The organism is Pseudomonas sp. BIC9C, assembly GCF_034541995.1.
In the GTDB taxonomy this organism is placed as follows: domain Bacteria; phylum Pseudomonadota; class Gammaproteobacteria; order Pseudomonadales; family Pseudomonadaceae; genus Aquipseudomonas; species Aquipseudomonas fluorescens_CC.
In genome coordinates, this window is the sequence record NZ_JAWDGM010000001.1 from 996,201 (window position 1) to 1,016,482 (window position 20,282).

A 20,282-nucleotide genomic window follows, 5' to 3' on the forward strand; every position below is an offset into this window, starting at 1 on the left:
GTCCGCTTATTCCTCCTCTCAGAAACCTTTCGTCGGGAGGAGGCTGCATCAAGCGTTACGGCCCGGTCGAACTTTTCAAACCAGTCCGCATTTCTGATAATGGGTGCTGGCAGAACGCCTTTATACCGTTCAATATTTGTCATAGAATTGACGCCAAGGATCTGGCTGGTTTGAGGCATGATGTGCGCCTCTATCAATTCAGGTTGAACATTTGGTCAGAGCGCTTGTCCTATCAGACATCCTGCGGCCAATCCCGAAAACCGCTCCCCTGAACTAACCGGTTAAATATATGCGCCCATTGAAACAGGCAATTTATTCCAGCCGTACGGCTGACAAGTTCGTCGTACGTCTGCCAGACGGAATGCGTGAACGCATTGCCGAGGTGGCTCGCAATCATCATCGCAGCATGAACTCCGAAATCATTGCGCGCCTTGAGCAGAGTCTTATTCAGGAAGGCGCACTGGGAGAAGAGTTGAGCATGCGCCTGGACAGCCCGGAGCTTTCCTTGCACGAACGGGAGCTGCTGCAGCGCTTCCGCCAACTCTCCCATCGACAGCAGAACGCCCTGGTTTCGCTGATCGCGCATGATGCTGAAATGGCCGCCGACCCGTCCTGATTCAAGCAGAACGCTCAAGCCAGCTTGATCGCTGGCTTTTTTTTGCCTGAAATTCAGGCCCCAAAAAAAACCCGCCAAAGACGTGATGGTGTAGGAGCGAGCTTGCTCGCGATGGACTCAAGAGCGCCGCGTTTAGTCAGTAAACACGCGGCATCGTTAACGACCATCGCGAGCAAGCTCGCTCCTACAGCAATACGCCAAAGGCGGGTTTTCAATGAACGGGGCTTCAGAGCAGGAAGATTGTCGCCAGCCCGAGGAAGATGAAAAAGCCTCCGCTGTCGGTCATGGCGGTAATCATCACACTGGCGCCCATTGCCGGATCGCGACCCATCTTCGCCAGGGTCATCGGGATCAAAACCCCCATCAACGCCGCCAGTAGCAAGTTGAGCGTCATCGCGGCGGTCATCACCACGCCCAATGACCAACTGCCATAGAGCAGGTAGGCAACCGCACCAATCACCCCGCCCCAGATCACGCCGTTGATCAACGCGACGGCCAATTCCTTGCGCATCAGACGCGAGGTATTACCGGTGCTCACCTGGTCCAGCGCCATGGCCCGAACAATCATGGTGATGGTCTGGTTGCCCGAGTTACCACCGATCCCCGCCACGATCGGCATCAACGCCGCAAGTGCCACGAGCTTCTCGATCGAACCTTCAAACAAACCGATGACCCGAGAAGCCACGAACGCGGTAATCAGGTTGATCGCCAGCCAGGCCCAACGGTTACGCAGGGATTTCCAGACCGACGCAAAAATATCTTCTTCTTCACGCAGACCCGCCATGTTGAGAACTTCGCTTTCGCTCTCTTCACGGATCAGGTCGACCATTTCATCGATGGTCAGACGACCGATCAGCTTGCCGTTCTTGTCGACCACGGGCGCGGAGATCAAGTCATAACGCTCGAATGCCTGGGCCGCATCGTAAGCGTCTTCGTCCGGGTGAAAACTCACCGGATCGCTGGCCATCACCTCGGAAACCTGCTTGTCCGGATCGTTGACCAGCAAACGCTTGATCGGCAACACACCCTTGAGGACGCCGTCGTAATCGACCACGAACAGTTTGTCGGTATGGCCCGGCAACTCCTTGAGACGGCGTAGATAACGCAAGACCACTTCAAGGCTGACATCTTCACGGATGGTCACCATCTCGAAGTCCATCAACGCACCGACCTGTTCCTCGTCGTAGGACAGTGCCGAACGCACGCGTTCGCGTTGTTGCTGGTCGAGGGTCTCCATGAGCTCATGGACGACGTCTCGCGGCAGCTCGGAGGCCAGGTCAGCGAGTTCGTCGGCATCCATGTCCTTGGCCGCAGCCAGGAGCTCGTGATCGTCCATGTCGGCGATCAGCGATTCACGAACCGAATCGGATACTTCAAGAAGGATGTCGCCGTCGCGATCGGCCTTGACCAATTGCCAGAGCGTCAGACGGTCGTCCAGCGGCAAGGCTTCAAGGATGTAGGCGACGTCGGCGGAGTGCAGGTCATCGAGCTTGCGTTGCAACTCGACAAGGTTCTGCCGGTGGACCAGGTTCTCGACCCGGTCATGATGCGGGCCTTCCTGGCGGTGAGTCAGGTCTTCTACCACACGCTGGCGCTGCAGCAACTCAACCACCTGAGCCAGGCGATCCTGCAAGCTTTCCTGCGTTTTCTTTACTTCAACATCGGACATAGGCGAACTCCACTCCCAGCAGCGGGGCACGCCGGAAGGATCAATCAGTCAATTCATGATTGGTAAAACGGGGTACTGAGTAACTACTGGGTAAGTCCATGGAGGTATTCCACAAGCCCCGGCGGGGCTGACGGGCGCAATGATACACCGCCTGACGGTTTTAAACGTTAAAAAATCGTGGCTGAAACAAGCGCTTGCACAACAATCTTGAGCATCGTCCTGATCCATCAAAATGCGACGACGTATTCTGAAAAGAAAACACACCCCCGCTCGAAAATTGTAGCCGCTACCCTTAAAAAGGAACGTCATGGAGGACGCCTGATGCCATCGATTTCACAACTCCTTTTACTGCTCAGCCTGCTCGGCCCCCTGCCCCTGGCGCTCGCCACCACCATTCAACGCTGCGAGGCGGCCGATGGACGCATCACCTTCACCACGCTGAGCTGTGCCGCAGGCGAACGCGTTTCACTTCAGGACGTCCGCGCCTTTGCACCTGGCAGCACGATGGTGCTTATGCCGCCGGCCGAACCCCGCGAAACATCAGCAATGAACATCAAAAGGAAAGAGCCAACCGTGGTCGGTCAGACGCAGGACAAGTGTGGAAACCTGATCAGCGCCAGGGAGCGCCGAGAGGCGATCATCAATCAGCGAGTGGTCGCGGGCATGAGCCAGCAAGACGTCGAAAGCTCGCTTGGCAAGCCAGACAGGATCAGTATTCGCAATTCAGCCACGACCTACCGTTACGACACCAAGAGAGGTCGCAGCGCACAGGTGGAGTTCGACGAGAGGGGATGCACGAAAGGAAAAGCCAAATCCCGGACGGCAAAAAGCCCGCATTAAATGCGGGCTTTTTGTTGTATGGTGCACTCGACAGGATTCGAACCTGTGACCGCTCGGTTCGTAGCCGAGTACTCTATCCAGCTGAGCTACGAGTGCATTTGTTGCCGCGCATTATAGGCCGTTTAATCTCTATGTCAAACACTTTTTCTAGTAATTTCAACAACTTACCGAAGAAGCCAGATTACAACGTACTAAGCAAATAATGGCGGAGAACGGGGGATTCGAACCCCCGACACCCTTTTGAGGTGTACTCCCTTAGCAGGGAGCGCCTTCGGCCACTCGGCCAGCTCTCCGCAACACGGGGCGTATATTAACCAGCTTCTTCCCCGTTTGCAAACATAAAAAACGATAAAAATTAATGGCTTGGTTCTTCGTCCTTCTCTTTCTTGATACGCAGGTAAATTTCCTCCCGGTGAACAGCCACCTCTTTGGGAGCATTAACACCGATGCGCACTTGATTTCCTTTGACGCCGAGCACGGTCACGGTGATTTCGCCATCACCGATAATCAGGCTTTCTGCGCACCGACGAGTCAGAATCAGCATACCTTTCTCCTCACGCATTTCATTTCAGGGACAACAGTCTGCAAAAAAAAGGCACTCGACCCACAACCGGAGCGGTCACAGCCCTACATGCCTGAGTATTGACTAGCGCGAGCAAAAGAACAGGCCCGGGGGCACGCCATTCAAAACAAAGGCGCGGTCAGACCGCGCCTTTGGCAAACGCATCACTCGCCCTGGCGGGCCGGTGCGTCCAGTTCGAAAGCCGTGTGCAGAGCGCGCACAGCCAGTTCCAGATACTTCTCTTCGATCACTACGGAGACTTTGATTTCCGAAGTCGAGATCATCTGGATGTTGATGCTTTCCTTGGCCAGGGATTCGAACATGCGGCTGGCGACGCCTGCGTGAGAACGCATGCCAACGCCGACGATCGATACCTTGGCGATCTTGGTGTCGCCCACGACTTCACGGGCACCCAGCTCGCCAGCGGTTTTTTCCAGCACGGCTTGCGCCGCCTGGTAGTCGTTGCGGTGCACGGTGAAGGTGAAGTCGGTGGTGTTATCGTGCGCGACGTTCTGCACGATCATGTCGACTTCAATGTTCGCGGCACTGATCGGGCCGAGAATCTTGAATGCAACGCCCGGGATGTCTGGCACGCCACGGATGGTCAGCTTGGCTTCATCGCGGTTGAAAGCGATACCGGAAATGATCGGCTGTTCCATGGTTTCCTCTTCATCAATAGTAATGAGGGTGCCCGGACCCTCCTTGAAGCTGTGCAGTACGCGCAGCGGAACGTTGTACTTGCCGGCGAACTCGACCGCGCGGATCTGCAACACCTTGGAACCGAGGCTGGCCATTTCCAGCATCTCTTCGAAGGTGATCTTGTCCAGGCGCTGAGCCACGGACACCACACGCGGGTCGGTGGTGTAGACACCGTCGACGTCGGTGTAGATCTGGCATTCGTCAGCCTTCAGGGCTGCTGCCAGCGCCACACCGGTGGTGTCGGAGCCGCCACGACCGAGGGTGGTGATATTGCCGTGCTCGTCGACGCCCTGGAAACCGGCGACCACTACCACACGACCTGCCTTCAGATCACCGCGAATCTTCTGGTCATCAATCTGCAAGATACGCGCTTTATTGTGCGCGCTATCCGTCAGAATCCGCACCTGGTTGCCGGTGTAGGACACCGCAGGCACGCCACGCTTGATCAGTGCCATGGCCAACAGGGCAATCGTCACCTGCTCACCAGTGGAAACGATCACGTCCAGCTCGCGCGGAACCGGTTGACCGTCGCCACTGATTTGCTTGGCCAGATCGATCAGACGGTTGGTTTCGCCGCTCATTGCAGACAGCACAACCACCAGGTCATCGCCGGCATCGCGGAATTTCTTAACCTTGTCGGCGACCTGCTCGATTCTCTCGACAGTACCGACCGAGGTGCCTCCAAATTTCTGTACGATCAAAGCCATTTCAAAGCCGCCTCTGCCCATGAAGGGCGCCCAAATAATCACTCAAACAGCGTTGCGGCCCGCCACTAGACTGCGAGCCGCAAGTACTGCCTTATAGACCCTGTTCTACAAACGGAACGGTCAGGGCCAGTGCCGCATCCAGTGCGCCGGCGTCGGTACCGCCGCCTTGCGCCATGTCTGGACGACCACCACCCTTCCCGCCCACTGCCGCAGCGGCTTGCTTCATCAAATCACCGGCTTTGAGTTGGCCAGTCAGGTCTTTGGTTACGCCTGCAACCAGAACGACCTTATCCTCATGGACACTGCCGAGCAGGATCACTGCGCGGCCGAGTTTGTTTTTCAGTTGATCGACCAGCGCCAGCAGCGCCTTGCCATCCTGACCGTCCAGACGCACGGCCAGCACTTTCACGTCCTTGACGTCCAGCGCCTGGGCCGACAGATCGTCGCCCGCGGCACTGGCAGCCTTGGCTTGCAACTGCTCGAGTTGCTTTTCCAGCAGACGGTTGCGCTCCAGCACAGCCGACAGCTTGTCGATCAGGTTATCGCGGCTGCCCTTGACCAGGCTGGCCGCTTCCTTGAGTTGTTCTTCCGCCGCATTCAAGTAGGCCAGCGCTTGCGCACCGGTGACAGCTTCGATACGACGCACACCCGATGCCACACCGCCTTCGCTGATGATTTTCAGCAGACCGATGTCGCCGGTACGGTTGGCGTGGATACCGCCGCACAGTTCGACGGAGAAATCGCCCATGCTCAGTACGCGCACGTTGTCGCCGTACTTCTCGCCGAACAGCGCCATGGCGCCTTTCTGCTTGGCGGTTTCGATGTCGGTTTCTTCGGTTTCAACTTCGGAGTTCTTGCGAATCTCGGCGTTGACGATGTCTTCCAGCGCTTTCAGTTGTTCAGGCTTGATGGCTTCGAAGTGGCTGAAGTCGAAGCGCAGGCGCTGACTGTCGACCAGCGAACCTTTCTGCTGAACGTGATCGCCCAGCACCTGACGCAATGCGGCGTGCAGCAAGTGAGTCGCGGAGTGGTTCAGCGAAGTCGCGTGACGCACTTCGGCATCGACATGAGTCTCGACCGGAGCACCCACAATCAGGCTACCCGAATCCAGCACACCGTGGTGCAGGAACGCACCGCCGGTCTTGGTGGTGTCGCGCACGTCGAAACGCGCAGCGCCAGCCTGGAGGAAGCCGCAATCACCGATCTGACCACCGGATTCGGCATAGAACGGCGTCTGGTTCAGAACGACCACGCCCTCTTCGCCTTCATTCAACACGTCGACCGATTGCCCGTCCTTATAGAGAGCAACGATTTTTGCCGAACCGCTGTGAGCGGTATAACCGGTGAACTCGGTGTCCACATCGACCTTGACCAGGCTGTTGTAGTCCATGCCGAAGGAACTGGCGGAACGGGCACGGACGCGCTGGGCTTCCATCTCGCGTTCAAAACCTGCTTCGTCAATGGTCAGGCTGCGCTCGCGAGCGATGTCGCCGGTCAGGTCCATCGGGAAACCGTAGGTGTCGTAGAGTTTGAACACCACGTCGCCCGGCACCACGTCGCCTTTGAGTTCAGCCAGATCCTGCTCGAGGATCTTCAGGCCCTGCTCCAGGGTCTTGGCGAATTGCTCTTCTTCGGCCTTCAGCACGCGTTCGATGTGCGCCTGCTGGGATTTCAGTTCCGGGAAAGCTTCGCCCATCTCGGCGACCAGGGCCGCAACGATCTGGTAGAAGAAGCTGCCCTTGGCGCCCAGCTTGTTACCGTGACGGCAGGCGCGACGGATGATCCGGCGCAGCACGTAGCCGCGGCCTTCGTTGGACGGCAGCACGCCGTCGGCAATCAGGAAACCGCAGGAACGGATGTGGTCAGCCACGACTTTCAGGGAAGCCTGATTGTCGTTGGTGCAGCCGATGGCCTTGGCCGATGCGCTCAGCAGGCTCTGGAACAGGTCGATTTCATAGTTCGAGTGAACGTGCTGCAGCACGGCACTGATCCGCTCAAGACCCATGCCGGTGTCCACCGACGGCGCTGGCAGCGGGTGCAACACGCCATCGGCGGTGCGGTTGAACTGCATGAACACGTTGTTCCAGATCTCGATGTAACGGTCGCCGTCTTCTTCCGGCGAGCCCGGTGGGCCGCCCCAGATGTCGGCGCCGTGATCGTAGAAAATCTCGGTGCAAGGACCGCACGGGCCGGTATCGCCCATGGTCCAGAAGTTGTCGGAGGCGTACGGCGCGCCCTTGTTGTCGCCGATGCGCACCATACGCTCGGCCGGAACCCCGATTTCCTTGGTCCAGATGTCATACGCCTCGTCATCGCTGGCGTAAACGGTGACCCAGAGCTTTTCCTTCGGCAGGTTCAGCCATTTGTCGGAAGTCAGGAAATTCCAGGCGTAGGTGATCGCGTCACGCTTGAAGTAGTCGCCGAAGCTGAAGTTACCCAGCATTTCGAAGAATGTGTGGTGACGAGCGGTATAACCGACGTTTTCCAGGTCATTGTGCTTGCCGCCGGCGCGCACGCATTTCTGGCTGCTGACCGCGCGGGTGTACGCGCGCTTTTCCTGGCCCAGGAAGCAGTCCTTGAACTGGTTCATCCCCGCGTTAGTGAACAGCAGGGTTGGGTCGTTGCCCGGAATCAAAGAGCTGGAGGCTACACGGGTGTGGCCTTGCTCTTCGAAGAAGCGAAGGAAGGCTTCACGGATTTCTGCGCTTTTCATTAGGTTCTTCCACGGAGGCTGCGGCCAAAGGCCTGTTCGAAACGTCAACAGACGAAGCGACGGCAAAGGGCCGCATTATATCGGCCCTGCGCGCGGGGTACAGCGTGTTTATACGATAGAAACGGTCAATTGGAACGCTAACGCTATCACTTGCGCGAAAAGTCGACGAATGTCGCGACGACTTGCCCGATTTGCGCACGGCTGACGTCCATGTGCGTGACCATGCGCAGACGCGCAGCGGCACTGAGCTTGATCCCGCGTTCGGCGGCAAACGCCTTGAGCGCCTCGGCCTTGTCGCCCATCTGCACGTAAACCATGTTGGTCTGCACCGGCTCAACCTGATAACCCGCCGCATGCAGGCCTTCTGCCAGCAATTGTGCGTTGGCGTGGTCGTCGGCCAGGCGCTCTACGTTGTGATCCAGTGCATACAGGCCCGCCGCCGCCAGAATCCCGGCCTGGCGCATGCCGCCACCGACCATTTTGCGCAGGCGCCGGGCCTTGCCGATCAGCTCGGCCGAGCCGCACAACACCGAACCGACCGGTGCGCCCAGCCCTTTGGACAGGCACACCGAGACAGAATCGAAATGTTGGGTGATTTCCCGGGCATCCACACCCAATTTCACCGCCGCGTTATACAAACGTGCGCCATCCAGGTGCAATTGCAAGCCATGCTCGCGGGTAAAACTGCGCGCCCGCGCCAGGTACTCCAGCGGCAGGACCTTGCCCTGCATGGTGTTTTCCAGCGCCAGCAATCGGGTGCGGGCGAAGTGGAAGTCATCCGGCTTGATCGCCGCCGCGACGTGGGCCAGGTCCAGCGAACCATCGGCCTGCACTTCCAGCGGTTGCGGCTGGATCGAACCGAGCACCGCTGCACCACCCCCTTCGTACTTATAAGTGTGGGCCTGCTGGCCGACGATGTACTCGTCACCGCGCTCGCAATGGGCCATCAACCCAAGCAGGTTGCTCATGGTGCCGGTCGGCACGAACAGTGCCGCGGCAAACCCCAGGCGCTTTGCCAGATCAGCTTCCAGACGGTTGACCGTCGGATCTTCGCCATACACATCATCGCCGGTGGCGGCGTTGGCCATCGCGTCGAGCATGCCGGCGGAAGGTTGGGTGACGGTGTCGCTGCGAAGATCGATAACGCTCATGAATCTGGCCTCGGTAAGCAGGGGAAATCCCTTTCAGGAAAGAATTACTGCGGGCATGGCGACGATTAATCAACCCTTGCGTAGGAAAAGCTGATTAAACCAACGGAAAAGTCGATGACAATCATCCAAAAGGGGCCATGCGCATACCGGAAATATGTGATAAAAACGCTGCGCCGCCAAACATTCCGGCGGCAAAAACGTTCTCAGGGCGGGGTGCAACTCCCCACCGGCGGTAATTGCGCGCAATGCGCATAGCCCGCGAGCGCTTGGTGACAGCACGGCTTCGGCGGTGCCTGGCAGCAAGGTCAGCAGACCCGGTGTGATCCCGGGGCCGACGGTCATAGTCCGGATGAAGAGAGAACGGGATTGACAGCAAAGGGCCGTCCGTCGGCATTCGTGCGAGCGTGCGCCCCCTTGAATCCCCTTCGATTCATAACGCCCTGTTTTTCACACAAACAGGAGTCAGAACATGCAACCCACTGCAATCGACAGCAAAAGCAAACACCATCAGGGCGAGCGCGTTGCGTTCATCCAGGCCTGCTGGCACAAGGAAATTGTCGATCAGAGCCGTAAAGGCTTCGTCGCCGAAATGATTGCCCAGGGTTATCAGGAGTCCGACATCGACTTCTTCGAAGTCGGCGGTGCCTTTGAAATGCCCCTGCACGCCAAGTTGCTGGCCAAGACCGGTCGTTATGCCGGCATCGTCGCGGCAGCCCTGGTGGTGGACGGCGGGATCTACCGTCACGAATTCGTCGCCCAGTCGGTGGTCAGCGGCCTGATGCAGGTTCAGCTGGAAACCGAAGTACCGGTGTTCTCGGTGTCCCTGACCCCGCACCACTTCCATGCCGGCGAAGAGCACCAGAAGTTCTTCTTCGAGCATTTCGTGCATAAGGGCCAGGAAGCGGCGAAGACGTGTGCGGATACGTTGTTGAAAATCCGTGCTCTGCGCCGCACTGAACCGCGTGCCGTAGCCGTCTAAACACCGAAAACCTTGTAGGAGCGAGCTTGCTCGCGATGGTCGTCAACGATAACGCGGGAAACCTGGCACCCCGCGGCGTTTTCGGGTTCATCGCGAGCAAGCTCGCTCCTACAGTGGAAAGGGGTAAGTCAGGCCAGGTTTTCGTCTGTGGTCGGCACGATCAGAATGCCGGCACGCAGGCCATTTTTCACCCTGGGGTTCGGGAAGATGATCCGGGCGCCCTCTTCCTCGATGATCCAGCGGGTATTGGCGATGTCTTCAGCCAGCAGATAACCCACATCCAATTCGGAAAAATTCTCGATGTCCGCCGGCAGGTTCAAGCGGAAGCTGTCGCTGTGCTTGATGATTTCCCGTGCCACGCTGTACAGCTGCAAACCGTCCAGTGCCGCGTCCGTCAGTTCCGGCTCGGCACCTTCGATGATCTGCTTGAGGCGTTCCTCCAGCAGCGAGACATTGACCCCGGCGTTTTGTCCGAACGGCCGCGCCTTGCCGAGCTCCAGGGTGAAAGCCTCTGCACCGAGCTTGTCGTAGGTGTAGGCGCTGAACACGATGGACGGCTTGTTCTGCAGCAACACCGCTTCCATACCGGCGGCGCGCAAGCGAGCCAGTTCCAGGCGCGAATGCTGGCGCCCCTCCTTCCAGGGGTACAACGCGAACTGCTCGATCTTCGAGCCACGGATCGCGGTATGCAGGTCGTAGTGCAGGCGCTGGCGATCCGGCAGGCTGAAGAAACTCGCGGCCAGGCGCTCCAGTTCACAGGCGCGCAGGGCTTCGGAACCGCTGCTTTGTTCGTGACGGCCATTGAACAGCCGATTGACGTCCTGTTCGATGAAGCGCTCGCCTTTGCGAATCGCTTCGGGGTTGCCGAACAGGAACAGAATACGTGCGCGCGGCTTCAAGTCGCCGCGGGCGATGTCATGCAACAGGCGATCGAGCAACTCGATCGGCGCTGTTTCGTTGCCGTGGATCCCCGCCGACAGCAGCAGGTCCAGGCCGTTGTCACGCGCTTCGGGCGGCCGGACTTCCAGCGCACCCTCGCTCAACCAGCGCATGCGCACGCCTTCGACAGTCAGTTGAGTCTTCTCCGCCGGTTCACGGCCGGCGAGGGTCAGTTCAAGCAGTTTGCCGAGGGCGAGCATAGAGCGGTTTCCTTAGTGGTCGTGGTTGCAATCCGGGCCGTGAACGTGTTCCTCGTCGGTGAGGTCAGCCGGTTCCATCTCCAGTTGCAGACTTACCAGATTAGTCGCCAATGGGCGCAGCAGCAGGTTGGCGTATTCGGCATCGCCTTCTTCGACGTCCACGCCGATCAGCAGTTGGCCGCGGCCATCGTGCTGGATCCACAGCTCTTTGCCTTGCCACATGACCGCAACGCGGGTGCAGGAGGTTTCCAGTTGCGTGCCGTCAGTGTCTTCAAGGATCAGCTGCAGTTTGTCGCTCATGTAATTACGCTCTCGTTTGAGATGAAGCGACGCGCTGCCATGCGGGGCAGCGCGCCGTCGATCAATTGATCTGGAATGGATAAACCGCGCCCAGTTTAAGGATTTGCGTCAGTTCATCCAGTGCCGTCCGGCACTCAAGCAGCAATTGCGGGTCCGCAAGATCGTTTTCGCTCATGCGGTCGCGGTAGTGCTTCTGGACCCATTCGGTCAGTGTGCCGTACAACGGTGCCGTCATGATAACCCCTGGATTGACGGCCGCCAGTTCGGTTTCGTTGAGTGCGACACGCAACCGCAGGCAAGCCGGGCCACCGCCGTTCTGCATGCTCTGCTTGAGATCGAAGACTTTCACTTCGCGGATCAGGCCGCCGGAGCTGGTCAAACCCTGCAAGTACTGCCAGACACGCTCGTTGCCACGGCATTCTTCCGGCACGATCAACAGCATGGAACCGTCAGGACGTGACAGCAGTTGGCTATTGAACAGGTAGGAACGAACCGCGTCCTCCACTGTTACCGCGGAACGCGGTACGCAGATTGACTGAAATTTCCCACCGGCTTTGGCGAGTTTGCTCTGCAGTTCGGCCAGCATCTGCTCGGTCTCGAGGAACGCGTCCTCGTGATAGAACAGTACTTCACCATTGCCGACGGCGATCACGTCGTTGTGGAACACACCCTGATCGATCACCGACGGGTTCTGCTGGGCGTAGACCACGCCGTCATCGCTCAAGCCATGCAAACGGGCAACGGCCTGTGACGCTTCGAGGGTCTGGCGCGCCGGGTACTTCTGTGGAGCCGGGTAGCGGGTGTCGAACGCGCTGCGGCCGAACACGAAGAACTCAACGCCGGCTTCGCCGTACTCGCGGCAGAAACGCGTGTGGTTGGCCGCGCCTTCGTCACCGAACTGCGCCACGGCCGGCAAGGCGGCGTGGTGGGCGAAGTGTTTCTGGTCAGCGAACATCGCCCCCAGCACGCGGCTGGTGGTCGGGTGTTCGATGCTGCGGTGATATTTGCAGTTGAGGTTGGCGGCGGTGAAATGCACGCGGCCATCAGCGGTGTCAGCGCTCGGGCTGACAGTAGCGGCGTTGGCCACCCACATGCTCGAGGCCGAGCAACTGGCCACCAGCAGCGGCATCGCGTCTTTGGCAGCGCGCTCGATCACTTCAGCGTCGGTGCCGCCAAAGCCCAGGCGACGCAGGGCGGCCACATCCGGGCGTTCTTGCGGTGCCAGTACGCCTTGCTGGAAACCCATTTCCATCAGCGCTTTCATTTTTGCCAGGCCTTGCAGCGCCGCTTCCTTGGGGTTCGAAGACTGCTGGCTGTTGCTCTGGGACGCGACGTTGCCGTAGGACAGGCCGCCGTAGTTATGGGTCGGCCCCACTAGACCGTCAAAATTGACTTCATAGGATTTCATCAGCGAGGCTCCACGAGAATCTGTTGTTATAGGCTTCAGTAACTGTTCTTTGAGACCGAGGCGTGGCCATCGCTGGCAAGCCAGCTCCCACAGTGATTGCGTTGTACACAAGATGTGTGAACGCCACCGAACCTGTGGGAGCGGGCTTGCCCGCGATGGGCATCACGCCATCTTCACGCCCGGCGTGAGGGCCGCTGGCAAGACCAGGCTCGGCGTTTCCAGCGAGGCCACCGGGTACGCGCAGTAATCTGCCGCGTAATAGGCGCTGGCGCGATGGTTGCCCGAGGCGCCGACGCCGCCGAATGGCGCACTGCTTGCCGCACCGGTCAGTTGTTTGTTCCAGTTGACGATACCGGCGCGGCTTTCCAGCCAGAACTGCTGGTAGCGTGCTTCGGAGTCCGACAGCAGACCGGCGGCCAGACCGTAGGCGGTGTCGTTGGCCTCAGCGATCGCCCCTTCAAAATCAGCGTAGCGGATCACTTGCAGCAACGGGCCGAACAGCTCTTCGTCAGGACGATCGGCGACGGCGGTCACGTCCAGAATACCCGGGGTCAGCAGGGCCGATCGAGCCTGTGGCTGGGTCATTTCCAGCAGTGCCACGGCACCATTGGCCAGCAGGTGTTCCTGTGCATCCATCAGTGCTTTCGCTGCGCCGAGAGAGACCACCGAGCCCATGAACGGCGCCGGTTGCTGATCGAAGGCACCGACTTCAATAGTCGCGCTGACCGCCACCAGGCGCGCCAGCAGCGAGTCGCCCCAGGCACCCTGCGGCACCAGCAAGCGGCGGGCACAGGTGCAGCGCTGGCCGGCGGAGATGAACGCCGACTGAATGATGGTGTAAACGGCGGCATCGAGGTCCGCGACCTGATCGACCACCAGCGGGTTGTTACCGCCCATTTCCAGCGCCAGGATCTTGTCCGGACGACCGGCAAACTGCTGGTGCAGGTGATTGCCGGTACGGCTGGAACCGGTGAAGAACAGGCCGTCGATACCCGGGTTCGCCGCCAGGGCGATGCCGGTTTCGCGAGCGCCCTGCAGCAGGTTCAATACGCCGGCCGGCAGACCGGCTTCGATCCAGCACTTGACCGTCAGTTCGGCCACTTTCGGCGTCAGCTCGCTCGGCTTGAACAGCACGCTGTTACCCGCCAGCAATGCCGGCACGATGTGGCCGTTCGGCAAGTGACCCGGGAAGTTGTAAGGACCGAACACCGCCACCACACCGTGGGGTTTGTGGCGCAGCACGGCGGTGGCATCGCCCAGCGGGCCGCTCTTCTCGCCGGTACGCTCGCGGTAGCTCTGCACCGAAATGGCGATCTTGTTGACCATGCTGGTCACTTCGGTCGCCGCTTCCCACAAAGGCTTGCCGGTTTCTTCACCGATGGTGTGGGCCAATTCGTCAGCGTGATTCTTCAGCGCCGCCGCAAAGGCTTCCAGCACCGAGATACGTTCTTCCAGGGTACGCCGCGCCCAGCCCGGGAACGCCTGACGCGCTGCTTGCACAGCCGACTCGACCTGAGCGGCGGTGGCACCGACGCCAGACCACAGCACCTGTTGGGTCACCGGGTTCAGCGACTCGAAGGCTTCGCCCTGACCGGCCAGCCATTCACCTGCGATGTAAAGCGACTTCATTATTTCGACTCCCGAGCTGCGGACAACGCCACGGCGCGCACTTGATCGCCAGCGTTGAGTTGAAGACGTTTGGCGGTCAGCGGGTCGACCACCAGGGTGCCGGCGGCCAGACGTGCCGGAGCGGCAGTGATGCGGCAGTCTTCGCGCTTGCGGTTGTGAATGATGAACGGCGTGGCGTCGTCACCCGGGGTGCCAACGGCCAGCACCAGCGCCTGGCTGTCACGCACGGCGCGGATCTTGCCGGTTTCGCATTCGATGGCCGGGCCGGCGTCGAAAATGTCGACGTAACCCTGGTAGCTGAAGCCTTCGCTCTTGAGCATGGCCAGCGCCGGCTCGGTGTCCGGGTGAACCTGACCGATGACGTTACGCGCATCCGGCGACAGGAAGCAGGTGTACAGCGGGAATTTCGGCATCAGTTCGGCGATGAACGCCTTGTTGCCCACGCCGGTCAGGTAGTCGGCCTGGCTGAATTCCATCTTGAAGAAGTGCCGGCCCAGGCTTTCCCAGAACGGCGAACGCCCGGCTTCGTCGGAAACACCGCGCATTTCGGCAATGATCTTGTTGCCGAACAGTTGCGGGAATTCGGCGATGAACAGCATCCGCGCCTTGGACAGCATGCGACCGTTGAGGCCGCTGCGGTAATCGGCGTGCAGGAACAGCGAGCACAGCTCGGAGTTGCCGGTCAGGTCGTTGGCCAGGAACAGCGTCGGGATTTCACGATAGATGTTCAGCTCTTGCGAAGCGCTGACCGTCAGACCGACCCGGAAGTTGTACCAGGGCTCACGCAGGCCGACGGCGCCGGCAATGGCGGAAATGCCCACCACGCGAGCGTTGTCGTCCTCGAGGACGAACAGGTAGTCCGCATCGCCCCGCCCGGCTTCGCCGCGAAAGGTCTTCTCGGCCCAGCCGACCCGATGGGCCAGCCGCTCTTCGTTGGCCGGCAAGGTAGTCAGGCCGGTGCCGGTGCTGCGGGCCAGGTCGATCAGAGCGGGTAAATCGCTGCTGCGTACGGGACGAACGATCATGCTATCTCCTCAAACGGGCCGCTTGCGCCACCCGTGAAACTTCGCTGCTTTCTAGGCAAAACTCTCTGGCGATCAGAGCAGGCGTCAAACCGCTACCAGGCGCACGCTGGCGCCTTCACCGACACCCAGGGCTTCGGCCGCTTCCAGGTCCAGGGTCACCGGTTTACCCGGCGCGTAGTCAAGCTCGAGCATGACGGCGCGGTAGTCCTGCAACTGGGCATTGGCAACCAGATACTGGCGACCGACACCTTTGACCGGCTCGCCGATCTTCACCGGCACCACACGGCTCTGGGCGATCGAACGGATCCCCGAGACACGGGCATGCAGGGTCGGGCCGCCGTCGAAGATGTCGATGTAGTGATCGGTCTCGAAGCCTTCGCGCATCAGGATGTCGAAGGTGATCTGCGCCCGCGGGTGTACCTGGCCCATCGCTTCTTGCGCGGAGTCCGGCAGCAGGGGCACATAGATCGGGTAATGCGGCATCAGTTCGGCGAGGAACGTACGGCTCTTCAGGCCGCACAGACGCTCGGCTTCAGCGTAGTTGAGGTCGAAAAAGTTGCGGCCGATGGCGTCCCAGAATGGCGAGTCGCCGTTTTCATCGCTGTAACCGACGATTTCGGTCACCACGGAATCGGCAAAACGCTCCGGATGGCTGGCCACGAACAGCAAACGGCCACGGGAATTGAGTTCCGACCACGGTGAACCCACCAGATCGCGCTGCACGTAGAAACTGGTCAGCAAGCTGTTACCGGTCAGGTCGTGGCACTGGGAGAGCACGTGGATCTTGTTGTGAATCTTCAGCTCGCGGGAAGCGTGCACGAAGGTTTCGTTGCGGAAGCTGTAGAACGGCTCGGAGTAACCGGCCGACGCCACGATGGCCGAGCAACCGACCAGTTTGCCGGTGGCGGTGTCTTCAAGAACGAAGAAATAGCTTTCCTCACCGTTGAAGCTCACTTCGGCGGCGAACGAGGCTTCGCTTGCCGCGATCTTGTCGCTCAGGCGCTCAACGTCATCCGGCAAGGAAGTGACACCAATCGGACTGTCCGCAGCCAGACGCTGTACCTCGCCCAGATCAGCCATTTGCGCGGGGCGCATCACCAGCATGGTGTCACTCCTTTCTTAAACTCTTTTGAGGGAAATAAGCCGGCCCCTTGTAGGAGCGAGCCTGCTCGCGATGGTGGATCAGCAACAATGATGTCGACTGACACACCATCGCGAGCAGGCTCGCTCCTACAGAAAAGCGGGGCCGGCATAAAAAATTCGGTTCGACGCCTGAAAGCCAGGCGTCGAAGGGTCTATCAGGCTTGCGTCAGTTTTGCTGCGGCACGTTCGAAACGGTCCAGGCCTTCGTCGATGTCCGCGTCTTCAACCACCAGGCTCGGCGCGAAGCGCACCACGTCCGGGCCGGCTTGCAGCACCATCAGGCCTTCTTTTTCAGCGGCGTTGAAGATGTCCTTGGCCTTGCCTTTCCAGGCATCGCTCAAGACGCAACCGATCAACAGGCCCATGCCACGGACTTGGGTGAACAGGCCGTATTTTTCGCCGATCTGCTCAAGGCGCGCCTTGAACTTGTCGTGCTTGGCGCTGACGCCAGCCAGCACTTCAGGAGTGTTGATCACGTCGATGACAGCTTCCGCGACAGCACACGCCAACGGGTTGCCGCCGTAGGTGGTGCCGTGGGTACCAACGACCAGGTGCTTGGCCAGGTCTTCGGTGGTCAGCATGGCTGCGATCGGGAAACCGCCGCCCAGGCTCTTGGCGCTGGTCAGGATGTCCGGGGTCACGCCGTAATGCTGGTAGGCAAACAGATGGCCAGTACGGCCCATGCCGGTCTGCACTTCGTCGAAGATCAGCAGCGCGTTGTGCGCGGTGCACAGTTCACGGGCGCCTTGCAGGTACTCGAGTTCGGCCGGGATTACACCGCTTTCGCCCTGGATCGGTTCCAGAACCACAGCGCAAGTCTTGTCGGAAATGGCGGCTTTCAGTGCGGCCAGATCGTTGTACGGCACGTGGGTGATGCCGGTGATTTTAGGACCGAAGCCATCGGAGTACTTCGACTGGCCACCGACGTTCACGGTGAACAGGGTACGGCCGTGGAAACTGTTGAGCGCGGCGATGATTTCGTACTTCTCGCTGCCGAAACGGTCGTGACCGACACGGCGGGCCAGCTTGAAAGCGGCCTCGTTGGCTTCGGCGCCGGAGTTGCAGAAGAAAGCGCGGTCGGCAAAGGTAGCGTCGACCAACTTATGCGCCAGGCGCAGGGCCGGCTCGTTGGTGAACACGTTGGACACGTGCCACAGCTTGTTCGCCTGCTCGGTCAAGGCACCGACCAGCGCCGGATGCGCGTGACCCAATACGTTAACGGCAATCCCGCCGGCAAAGTCGATCAGCTCGCGACCGGACTGGTCCCAAACGCGGGAACCGGCGCCACGCACAGGAATGAATGCGGCAGGCGCGTAGTTAGGAACCATTACCTGATCGAAATCGGCGCGTTGTACCGCAGCGTGCTCAACGGACATCGGAGTCTCCTGAAGAGAAAACACTCGCCTGAAACTGGCGAGCGATGGGGGGATTGTAAGGACAGTTTTCAGCCCGGCCTTGCCGCCAAGCGACAACTTCTTATAGCGCAAACCCCGGATTTTCCCGGGTTTACGGCAATGCGACATATAGGGTCGCAAAGGCGCAGTTTAACTGTCTGACAAGGTTAACGGCAGGGTTGCCAGGATTAGATTTGCCGAACCGGCTCGCGCTCCGACCCTGCGCCACAGCTTTATCATCGCGCGCGGATTTGCCTGGGCATTGTTCAGCGCCCAAGGATTGGCACGACACCAATGTATAAAGATAGAAATTGAACAAACCCTCGCGCAGGTCATGGGCGCTCAGCCCATGCCCCTTGTCAGCCGAGGGTTAACTGCGTTCCGACGGCACCGACGACAATTCGAACGGACTGCTGCTGCGTCGCTGGTTGCGATCTTCCCGCGGCGTGGCACCGAAGAAATTGCGATAGGCGCTGGAGAAATGCGGCCCCGAGGAGAAGCCACAGGACAGGCCGATCTGGATGATCGACTTGCTGGTTTGCATCAACATCTGCCGGGCCTTGTTCAGGCGCAGCTCCAGGTAGTACTGGCTCGGCACGCGGTTGAGGTATTGCTTGAAGATCCGCTCCAGTTGCCGACGGGACACGCACACGTGCTGGGCGATTTCGTCGGTGGTCAGCGGCTCTTCGATGTTGGCTTCCATCAACAGCACGGCTTGAGTGAGCTTCGGATGACTGGAGCCGAGGCGGTTCTGCAACGGAATGCGCTGGCGTTCACCGCCCTCGCGGATGCGCTCGACCACCAGCTCTTCCGACACCGCACCGGCCAGTTCCGCACCATGGTCACGGGCCAGCACCGCCAGCAGCAGATCGAGCACCGACATGCCGCCGCACGCGGTCAGACGATCGCGGTCCCAGTCGAACAGGTGACTGGTGGCGATGACTTTCGGGAAACGCTCGGCGAAATCGTCCTGCCAGCGCCAGTGCACCGCCGCACGATAACCGTCGAGCAAACCAAGCTGCGCCAACGGATAGACACCGGCCGACAGACCGCCGATCACACAACCGGCACGCACCAGTTGTTTGAGCGCACTGCTGAGCGCCGGCGCCAGTGCGGTCGGTGGCTCGTCAGCGAGCAGGAACAGTTTCTGGAAGTTTTCGAGCTTGCCGGTCCATGCTTCACCCGGTAATTGCCAGGCGCATTCGGTCGGTGGTTCGGCCAGAGCTTCGGCATGTAGAAACGACAGTTCGTAGACCACATCAGGATGCACACGCTGGGCAACACGCAAGGCCTCCTCAGCCAGCGCAAGCGTCAGTGCTTTAGTGCTGGGCCAAATCAGGAAACCAATTCGATGGGCAGTCATGGGCGAGCGATCCGAAGCGAAGAACAGTGATGAAGGCATGGGCCAATGCTAGCCCGTAAAAGAACACAAATCGCAAAACCGGCAAAGATCAAATGTGGGAGCTGGGCCAGCCTCTGAATTGCGAAGCATGCACTATCCCGGTGCACAACGGCAGCTCTGATTACTTCAGGCTACCCGAGAGGAATTGCTGCAAACGCTCGGATTGCGGGTTCACCAGCACTTCGCGCGGGTTGCCGCTTTCTTCGACCAGACCTTTGTGCAGGAACACCAACTGGTTCGACACTTCACGGGCGAAGCCCATTTCGTGCGTCACCACCACCATGGTCCGGCCTTCCTGGGCCAGGGCCTGCATGACTTTCAGCACGTCGCCAACCAGCTCCGGGTCCAGTGCCGAGGTCGGTTCGTCGAACAGCATCACTTCCGGCTCCATCGCCAGCGCACGGGCAATCGCCACGCGCTGCTGTTCGCCGCCGGACATGTGGCCCGGGTAGGCGTCCTTGCGATGCGCCACGCCCACCTTGTTCAGGTAGTGTTCGGCTTTCTCGCGCGCCTCAGCCTTGGACACGCCCAGCACGTGCACCGGCGCTTCCATGATGTTTTCCAGCGCGGTCATGTGCGACCACAGGTTGAAATGCTGGAACACCATCGACAGGCGCGAGCGCATGCGTTGCAGCTGTTTCGGGTCGGCGGCCTTCAGCGCGCCGTCCTTGTTCGCCACCAGCTTCAACTCTTCGTTGTTGAGCAGGATCTTGCCCGCGTGCGGCTGCTCAAGCAGGTTGATGCAACGCAGGAAGGTACTTTTGCCGGAGCCACTGGAGCCGATGATGCTGATCACATCGCCGGCTGCCGCTTTCAGGGACACGCCCTTGAGCACTTCGTGACTGCCATAGCGTTTATGCAGGTCTTGGACTTCAAGTTTGTACATGCGGTCGGTTCTCACAAAAA

The 20,282-nt window shown here is 59.8% G+C and carries 17 protein-coding genes, 2 tRNA genes and 1 riboswitch; of the genes, 3 read left to right on the forward strand and 16 right to left on the reverse strand.

The annotated features are described in order from the left end of the window. Positions 1 to 289: 289 nt before the first annotated feature. Positions 290 to 616, forward strand: a complete 327-nt coding sequence (locus RS887_RS04745; protein WP_322614572.1) for an Arc family DNA-binding protein — start codon at positions 290 to 292, stop codon at positions 614 to 616. Between the two features lie 226 nt (positions 617 to 842). Here the strand turns inward: RS887_RS04745 and mgtE are convergent, their stop codons facing one another. After that, positions 843 to 2,285, reverse strand: a complete 1,443-nt coding sequence (mgtE, locus tag RS887_RS04750; RefSeq protein ID WP_085717171.1) for a magnesium transporter — start codon at positions 2,283 to 2,285, stop codon at positions 843 to 845. A 321-nt stretch (positions 2,286 to 2,606) separates the two neighbouring features. On the opposite strand from mgtE, the gene RS887_RS04755 reads away from it, so the two are divergent. Beyond that, positions 2,607 to 3,125 (forward strand): cell envelope protein SmpA, encoded by a 519-nt coding sequence (locus RS887_RS04755; RefSeq protein ID WP_322615258.1) that lies wholly within the window; start codon positions 2,607 to 2,609, stop codon positions 3,123 to 3,125. A 19-nt stretch (positions 3,126 to 3,144) separates the two neighbouring features. Here the strand turns inward: RS887_RS04755 and RS887_RS04760 are convergent. The 6 genes from RS887_RS04760 to ltaE all read right to left on the reverse strand — a co-directional run bounded on the left by RS887_RS04760 (position 3,145) and on the right by ltaE (position 8,957). Continuing rightward, positions 3,145 to 3,221: transfer RNA gene (locus RS887_RS04760), tRNA-Arg, on the reverse strand. A gap of 107 nt (positions 3,222 to 3,328) precedes the next feature. Further along, a tRNA-OTHER gene (locus tag RS887_RS04765) sits at positions 3,329 to 3,418 on the reverse strand. 62 nt (positions 3,419 to 3,480) lie between these two features. After that, the gene (gene csrA / locus RS887_RS04770) at positions 3,481 to 3,669 is read right to left on the reverse strand and encodes a carbon storage regulator CsrA (protein ID WP_002554426.1); all 189 of its coding nucleotides are present in this window, start codon (positions 3,667 to 3,669) and stop codon (positions 3,481 to 3,483) included. A 182-nt stretch (positions 3,670 to 3,851) separates the two neighbouring features. Then, the gene (locus tag RS887_RS04775; RefSeq protein ID WP_007971040.1) at positions 3,852 to 5,093 is read right to left on the reverse strand and encodes an aspartate kinase; all 1,242 of its coding nucleotides are present in this window, start codon (positions 5,091 to 5,093) and stop codon (positions 3,852 to 3,854) included. 91 nt (positions 5,094 to 5,184) lie between these two features. Continuing rightward, positions 5,185 to 7,806, reverse strand: a complete 2,622-nt coding sequence (gene alaS, locus RS887_RS04780; protein WP_322614573.1) for an alanine--tRNA ligase — start codon at positions 7,804 to 7,806, stop codon at positions 5,185 to 5,187. Between the two features lie 146 nt (positions 7,807 to 7,952). Then, positions 7,953 to 8,957: a low-specificity L-threonine aldolase gene (ltaE, locus tag RS887_RS04785; protein WP_322614574.1), complete on the reverse strand. Its 1,005-nt coding sequence runs from the start codon at positions 8,955 to 8,957 to the stop codon at positions 7,953 to 7,955. A 195-nt stretch (positions 8,958 to 9,152) separates the two neighbouring features. Beyond that, positions 9,153 to 9,323: riboswitch (FMN riboswitch) on the forward strand. A gap of 103 nt (positions 9,324 to 9,426) precedes the next feature. On the opposite strand from ltaE, the gene RS887_RS04790 reads away from it, so the two are divergent. After that, positions 9,427 to 9,936 (forward strand): 6,7-dimethyl-8-ribityllumazine synthase, encoded by a 510-nt coding sequence (locus RS887_RS04790; protein WP_322614575.1) that lies wholly within the window; start codon positions 9,427 to 9,429, stop codon positions 9,934 to 9,936. A 128-nt stretch (positions 9,937 to 10,064) separates the two neighbouring features. Here RS887_RS04790 and astE read toward each other — a convergent pair whose 3' ends face one another. The 9 genes from astE to RS887_RS04835 form a co-directional block, all read right to left on the reverse strand. Beyond that, on the reverse strand, positions 10,065 to 11,075 hold the full coding sequence (gene astE, locus RS887_RS04795; RefSeq protein ID WP_322614576.1) for a succinylglutamate desuccinylase: 1,011 nt from the start codon (positions 11,073 to 11,075) through the stop codon (positions 10,065 to 10,067). A gap of 12 nt (positions 11,076 to 11,087) precedes the next feature. Further along, positions 11,088 to 11,375: a hypothetical protein gene (locus tag RS887_RS04800; protein ID WP_057399070.1), complete on the reverse strand. Its 288-nt coding sequence runs from the start codon at positions 11,373 to 11,375 to the stop codon at positions 11,088 to 11,090. 61 nt (positions 11,376 to 11,436) lie between these two features. Further along, entirely contained in the window at positions 11,437 to 12,783 is a 1,347-nt protein-coding gene (gene astB / locus RS887_RS04805) for an N-succinylarginine dihydrolase (RefSeq protein WP_322614577.1), read from the reverse strand. Positions 12,784 to 12,945: 162 nt separating this feature from the next. Next, entirely contained in the window at positions 12,946 to 14,415 is a 1,470-nt protein-coding gene (astD, locus tag RS887_RS04810) for a succinylglutamate-semialdehyde dehydrogenase (protein WP_322615259.1), read from the reverse strand. Continuing rightward, positions 14,412 to 15,437: an arginine N-succinyltransferase gene (gene astA / locus RS887_RS04815; protein WP_008004226.1), complete on the reverse strand. Its 1,026-nt coding sequence runs from the start codon at positions 15,435 to 15,437 to the stop codon at positions 14,412 to 14,414. The genes astD and astA overlap by 4 nt, the downstream gene beginning before the upstream one ends. 84 nt (positions 15,438 to 15,521) lie before the next feature. Beyond that, complete coding sequence (aruF, locus tag RS887_RS04820; RefSeq protein ID WP_008022780.1) at positions 15,522 to 16,541, reverse strand: arginine/ornithine succinyltransferase subunit alpha; 1,020 nt, start codon at positions 16,539 to 16,541, stop codon at positions 15,522 to 15,524. Between the two features lie 194 nt (positions 16,542 to 16,735). Next, positions 16,736 to 17,956 (reverse strand): aspartate aminotransferase family protein, encoded by a 1,221-nt coding sequence (locus tag RS887_RS04825; protein ID WP_322614578.1) that lies wholly within the window; start codon positions 17,954 to 17,956, stop codon positions 16,736 to 16,738. 388 nt (positions 17,957 to 18,344) lie between these two features. After that, entirely contained in the window at positions 18,345 to 19,337 is a 993-nt protein-coding gene (argR, locus tag RS887_RS04830; protein ID WP_322614579.1) for a transcriptional regulator ArgR, read from the reverse strand. Positions 19,338 to 19,497: 160 nt separating this feature from the next. Further along, on the reverse strand, positions 19,498 to 20,262 hold the full coding sequence (locus RS887_RS04835; protein ID WP_111279965.1) for an ABC transporter ATP-binding protein: 765 nt from the start codon (positions 20,260 to 20,262) through the stop codon (positions 19,498 to 19,500). Positions 20,263 to 20,282: the final 20 nt, after the last annotated feature.

Bases quoted from the DNA above. Each gene is read 5' to 3' on its own strand.
- RS887_RS04745 (WP_322614572.1), top strand. From the start codon at position 290: ATGCGCCCATTGAAACAGGCAATTTATTCCAGCCGTACGGCTGACAAG.
- mgtE (WP_085717171.1), bottom strand. From the start codon at position 2,285: ATGTCCGATGTTGAAGTAAAGAAAACGCAGGAAAGCTTGCAGGATCGC.
- RS887_RS04755 (WP_322615258.1), top strand. From the start codon at position 2,607: ATGCCATCGATTTCACAACTCCTTTTACTGCTCAGCCTGCTCGGCCCC.
- csrA (WP_002554426.1), bottom strand. From the start codon at position 3,669: ATGCTGATTCTGACTCGTCGGTGCGCAGAAAGCCTGATTATCGGTGAT.
- RS887_RS04775 (WP_007971040.1), bottom strand. From the start codon at position 5,093: ATGGCTTTGATCGTACAGAAATTTGGAGGCACCTCGGTCGGTACTGTC.
- alaS (WP_322614573.1), bottom strand. From the start codon at position 7,806: ATGAAAAGCGCAGAAATCCGTGAAGCCTTCCTTCGCTTCTTCGAAGAG.
- ltaE (WP_322614574.1), bottom strand. From the start codon at position 8,957: ATGAGCGTTATCGATCTTCGCAGCGACACCGTCACCCAACCTTCCGCC.
- RS887_RS04790 (WP_322614575.1), top strand. From the start codon at position 9,427: ATGCAACCCACTGCAATCGACAGCAAAAGCAAACACCATCAGGGCGAG.
- astE (WP_322614576.1), bottom strand. From the start codon at position 11,075: ATGCTCGCCCTCGGCAAACTGCTTGAACTGACCCTCGCCGGCCGTGAA.
- RS887_RS04800 (WP_057399070.1), bottom strand. From the start codon at position 11,375: ATGAGCGACAAACTGCAGCTGATCCTTGAAGACACTGACGGCACGCAA.
- astB (WP_322614577.1), bottom strand. From the start codon at position 12,783: ATGAAATCCTATGAAGTCAATTTTGACGGTCTAGTGGGGCCGACCCAT.
- astA (WP_008004226.1), bottom strand. From the start codon at position 15,437: ATGATCGTTCGTCCCGTACGCAGCAGCGATTTACCCGCTCTGATCGAC.
- aruF (WP_008022780.1), bottom strand. From the start codon at position 16,541: ATGCTGGTGATGCGCCCCGCGCAAATGGCTGATCTGGGCGAGGTACAG.
- RS887_RS04825 (WP_322614578.1), bottom strand. From the start codon at position 17,956: ATGTCCGTTGAGCACGCTGCGGTACAACGCGCCGATTTCGATCAGGTA.
- argR (WP_322614579.1), bottom strand. From the start codon at position 19,337: ATGACTGCCCATCGAATTGGTTTCCTGATTTGGCCCAGCACTAAAGCA.
- RS887_RS04835 (WP_111279965.1), bottom strand. From the start codon at position 20,262: ATGTACAAACTTGAAGTCCAAGACCTGCATAAACGCTATGGCAGTCAC.